Consider the following 4,547-nt stretch of genomic DNA (forward strand, 5'->3'; position numbering starts at 1 on the left):
GCGCGAGGCCATCGAACGCCCCGATCGCGGAACCCTCGGCCGCCTCGACCGCGTCACGGATCGCGGCCAGGATTCCGGTCAGGGCTTCGGCCAGCGCCAGTCCGGCGTCTTCGGCCGCGGTCGCCTGCCGCTGCGCGGCAAGGCTTTCCTCGATCCGAGCCACCGCATCGAGCACCATGCTCGTATCGGCATTGCGGTTGCGTTTGGCGTATTCGCCGAGAAACCAGCGGCCCCGTGCGGTCTCCATGAAGGCTTCGCTGATCGCGGCGTAATCCTCCTCGCTCGGCAGCGCCGCGCGGGCTGAGATCGGCGAAAGGGCGAATACTTCGTCGGCCATGTCAAACTCTTCGCGCAAATCACCGCGCGCTGCGCTAACGATCAACACGATATCGAGCGAATCGCAATTGATTTGATGCCGACCGAATCAACAATCCCCATCGCTTCTCGCCCGGCATCGAAGCGATTCGCGCTCGGGCTGGCCCTGTTTTACGCAACGATGTTCGGCCTGGTGGGTACCCACCTGCCGTTTTTCACGGTGTGGTTGAAGGCGGTCGGGATTGATTCGTTCTGGATCGGAATCATCACGGCGGTGCCGTCGGTGACGCGGTTCACGGTTCTACCCCTGGTGACAAGCCTTGCCGAAAGGCGGCAATCGCTCCGCGGCGCGATCGTCATCGCCACCTTCGTGAGCGCGCTGGGGTTTTCGATGATGGGCACCCAGCATCAGCCCGCCCTGGTATTGCTCGCTTACGTTATCGTCTGCTGCATGTGGACGCCAACGGTGCCGATGACCGATGCCTATGCATTGAGGGGCGTGGCGCATTACGGCCTCGATTACGGTCCGCTACGACTGTGGGGCTCGGCGGCCTTCGTCGCCGGTGCGCTCGCCTGCGGGCTGCTGGTCGATATCATCGCCGCCAAAAACCTGATCTGGGTGATCGCGTCGGTGGCGGCGTTGGGCGCCTTCGTCAGCCTCGGACTTCAGCCGCTGGACCAACCCAAAGCTGGCGCGACGCAGCAGCACGGCGCCGGCGCGCTGCTGCGAGACGCCGGCTTCCTCGCCATCATCGTGACGTCGGCACTGATCCAGAGCAGTCATTCCGCCTACTACATTTTCGCTTCGATCGCCTGGCAGCAGTCGGGCTATGGCGGGTTGACGATTGCAGGCCTGTGGGCATTGGGCGTGCTCGCCGAGATCGTCGTCTTTGCGCTGTCGCCGCGCTTCGCGCTGCAGCCAGCGGTGCTGGTGGTGATCGCCGCGATCAGCGCCGTGGCGCGCTGGGTGATGACCGCCCAGGATCCGCCGATCGCGATCCTTGCGGTCGTTCAACTCGCGCATGGGCTGACTTTCGGGCTCACCCAGGTCGGCACCATGGGCCTGATGGTGCGTCATGTGCCCGGCCATGTGATGGCGCGCGGGCAGGGCTATCTCGCCGCATGCAGCGGCATCGTCGCCGGCAGCACGGCAATCCTGTCGGGCATGATCTATGCCCGGTACGGCCAAGGCATCTATTACGTGATGGCGGCCATGGCGGCCTCGGGCGCGCTGGTGATGTGGCTGGCGCGGCACCGGCTCTCTCACCCCCACAGCGCCGCTTCCGGCGGATAGATCATGCTGCCGTCGTAGCGCAGCCCCCCGTCGCGATCGCGCGCCAGCAATAACGGCCCGTCGAGATCGACGAAGCGCGCCTGTGGCGCGAGCAGCATCGCCGGCGCCATCGCCAGCGAGGTCGCGACCATGCAGCCGATCATGATCTCGAAGCCGAGCGCCTGCGCGGCATCCGCCATCGCCAGCGCCTCGGTCAGCCCGCCGGTCTTGTCGAGCTTGATGTTGACGGCGTCGTAGCGCCCGCGAAGACGATCGAGCGAGGCGCGGTCATGCACGCTCTCGTCGGCGCAGACTTTGAGCGGCCGCCTGATCCGCGCCAGCGCCTCGTCCTGGCCGGCGGGAAGCGGTTGCTCCACCAGTGTCACGCCGGCATCGGCGCAGGCGGCGAGGTTTTGCGCCAGATTGTCCGAGGTCCAGGCCTCGTTGGCATCGACGATGAGTTCGGATGCGGGGGCGGCCTTGCGCACCGCCGCGATCCGCTCGCCATCGCCGTCGCCGCCGAGCTTGATCTTGAGCAGCGGCCGATGCGCGGCCCGGGCGGTCGCCGCCGCCATCGCCTCCGGCGTCCCCAGCGAGATCGTATAGGCCGTGGTGCAGGGCCGCGGGGCAGGCCGGCCAAGCAGGTTCCAGACCCGCCGACCCCCGCTTTTGGCCTCGTGGTCCAACAATGCGCAGTCCAGCGCGTTACGGGCGGCGCCGGGCGGCATCGCGGCCTGCAGGGCGCGCCGGTCGAGCCCTCTGGACAGCGGTTCCTGCATCGCCTGGAGGGCAGCCAGGGTTCCCTCCGGGGTCTCGCCGTAGCGCGGATAGGGCACGCATTCGCCGCGCCCGGTCAGGCCACCGTGGCTGACCTCCGCCACCACGGTCACGGCTTCGGTCTTGGCGCCACGGCTGATCGTGAAGGAACCCGCGATCGGCCAGTGCTCGATCCGGGCGGAAAGCTGTCGGGACAGGGTGGAAGTCATTTTAAAATCTGGCAATTCTCTGAACCGCTGGCTTGCCCGGCGCAACCAATTGTGGCTGGTTAAAGCATGATCCGGAAAGTGGATACCGGTTTTCCCTCGCGACAAACGCGGAACGCGTTTGCGCGGAGATCATGCTCAAATAATCAAGCACTAGACCATGATTCATCGGATCATGATCTAACGATTGATCTGACAAGGCAACGCGGCGTGTCGGCAGTTTCATTTTCGATCAGATGCGGGCCGGCCAAAGGGTGGGCATCGTGAGCGGCGAGCCGACACTGGAGCGGATAGCCCAAGGTGATGGACTTGCGCTGTGCGCCGCGGGGACGTGGACAGCCCGCTTTGCGCCCGTGCTCGAACGGCTGGTTGCCGACGCCGAAAAGCTCGGCGGCACCCGTCCCAACATTTTCATCGACGTGTCGCAGGTCTCCAGGCTCGATACGTTCGGCGCCTGGCTGATCGAGCGGCTTCGCCGCGGCCTGACCCGGGGCGGCGTGGAGGCGAAGATTGCGGGGCTGTCCGCCAACTATTCGAGTCTCGTCGACGAGGTGCGCCGGGTGAGGGTCGCCCCCGCGGTCGAGGCCAGCACCGTGACGATCACGGGCATGCTGGATCAGGTCGGCCGCAGCGTGGTCGGCATCGGCGCCACCCTGGTCGGACTGGTCGATATGCTTGGTGCGGTGCTCGCCGCGGCCGCCAACGTCGTCATTCACCCCCGCGGCTTCCGCCTGACCTCGACCGTGCATCACATGGAGCAGGTATGCTGGCGCGCGGTGCCGATCGTGGTGCTGATCACGTTCCTGATCGGCTGCATCATCTCGCAGCAGGGCATTTTCCATTTCCGCCGGTTCGGCGCCGATATTTTCGTGGTCGACATGCTGGGCGTGCTGGTGCTGCGCGAGATCGGCGTGCTGCTGGTGGCGATCATGGTCGCGGGCCGCTCCGGCAGCGCCTATACCGCCGAACTCGGCTCGATGAAGATGCGCGAGGAGATCGACGCGCTGCGCACCATGGGCTTCGATCCGATCGAGGTCTTGATCCTGCCGCGCATGCTGGCGCTGGTGCTGGCGCTGCCAATCCTGGCGTTCCTCGGCGCGATGGCCGCGCTCTATGGCGGCGGCCTGGTGGCGTGGCTCTATGGCGGCGTCGATCCCGAAGCGTTCCTGCTGCGGCTGCGCGACGCCATCTCGATCGACCACTTCATCGTCGGCATCATCAAGGCGCCGGTGATGGCGGCGGTGATCGGCATCGTGGCCTGCGTCGAGGGGCTCGCGGTGCAGGGCAGCGCCGAATCGCTCGGACAGCACACCACCTCCTCGGTGGTGAAGGGAATCTTCCTGGTCATCGTGATGGATGGCGTGTTCGCGATCTTCTTCGCCTCGATCGGAATGTGACCATGCCCCAGACATCCGAGGCCATCATCCGGGTCCGCGACATCACCGTGCAGTTCGGTTCGACGCGCGTGCTCGACGGGCTCAACCTCGATGTCAAGCGCGGCGAGATTCTCGGCTTCGTCGGCCCGTCGGGGGCCGGCAAATCGGTGCTGACGCGCACCATCATCGGGCTGGTGCCCAAGATCAGGGGACGCATCGAGGTGTTCGGCGTCGATCTCGACGCCGCGGATGCCGCGGCAAGGCGTGGCGTCGAACGCCGCTGGGGCATCCTGTTCCAGCAGGGCGCGCTGTTTTCCTCGCTCACGGTGCGGCAGAACATCCAGTTCCCGGTGCGCGAATATCTCAACGTCTCGCAGCGGCTGCTCGACGAGATCATGGTGGCCAAGCTCGGCATGGTCGGGCTTCGGCCCGAGGTCGCCGACCGTTACCCCTCGGAACTGTCCGGCGGCATGATCAAGCGCGTGGCGCTGGCGCGGGCGCTCGCGCTCGATCCCGAACTGGTGTTCCTCGATGAACCGACCTCGGGTCTGGATCCGATCGGCGCCGGCGACTTCGACGAGCTGGTGCGGACTCTGCAAC

Annotated in this window: 4 protein-coding genes and 1 pseudogene; 3 read left to right on the forward strand and 2 right to left on the reverse strand. The window is 66.2% G+C overall.

What is annotated here, in order from left to right; genetic code table 11:
* A pseudogene (locus tag WCE35_RS13515) lies at nt 1–337 on the reverse strand (hypothetical protein); the annotation flags it as partial.
* A 75-nt stretch (nt 338–412) separates the two neighbouring features.
* Here WCE35_RS13515 and WCE35_RS13520 point away from each other — a divergent pair.
* Entirely contained in the window at nt 413–1,609 is a 1,197-nt protein-coding gene (locus tag WCE35_RS13520) for an MFS transporter (RefSeq protein ID WP_424593855.1), read from the forward strand.
* Here the strand turns inward: WCE35_RS13520 and dgcA are convergent.
* Nucleotides 1,579–2,574, reverse strand: a complete 996-nt coding sequence (gene dgcA / locus WCE35_RS13525; protein ID WP_424593856.1) for an N-acetyl-D-Glu racemase DgcA — start codon at nt 2,572–2,574, stop codon at nt 1,579–1,581. The two genes, WCE35_RS13520 and dgcA, sit on opposite strands and share 31 nt — an antisense overlap.
* A gap of 260 nt (nt 2,575–2,834) precedes the next feature.
* Here dgcA and WCE35_RS13530 point away from each other — a divergent pair, with 260 nt between their 5' ends.
* Both WCE35_RS13530 and WCE35_RS13535 read left to right on the forward strand, forming a co-directional pair.
* Nucleotides 2,835–3,968 carry an MlaE family lipid ABC transporter permease subunit gene (locus tag WCE35_RS13530; protein ID WP_424593857.1) on the forward strand — a complete coding sequence of 378 codons (1,134 nt, stop codon included), beginning with the start codon at nt 2,835–2,837 and terminating at the stop codon, nt 3,966–3,968.
* A 2-nt stretch (nt 3,969–3,970) separates the two neighbouring features.
* The coding region (locus WCE35_RS13535; RefSeq protein ID WP_424593858.1) for an ABC transporter ATP-binding protein at nt 3,971–4,547 on the forward strand (577 nt) is incomplete at its 3' end.

Origin of the sequence: Bradyrhizobium sp. (assembly GCF_049691595.1) — a bacterium.
Classification (GTDB): domain Bacteria; phylum Pseudomonadota; class Alphaproteobacteria; order Rhizobiales; family Xanthobacteraceae; genus Bradyrhizobium.

Coding starts and splice junctions, on each gene's coding strand:
- WCE35_RS13520 (WP_424593855.1), top strand. CDS start 413: ATGCCGACCGAATCAACAATCCCCATCGCTTCTCGCCCGGCATCGAAG.
- dgcA (WP_424593856.1), bottom strand. CDS start 2,574: ATGACTTCCACCCTGTCCCGACAGCTTTCCGCCCGGATCGAGCACTGG.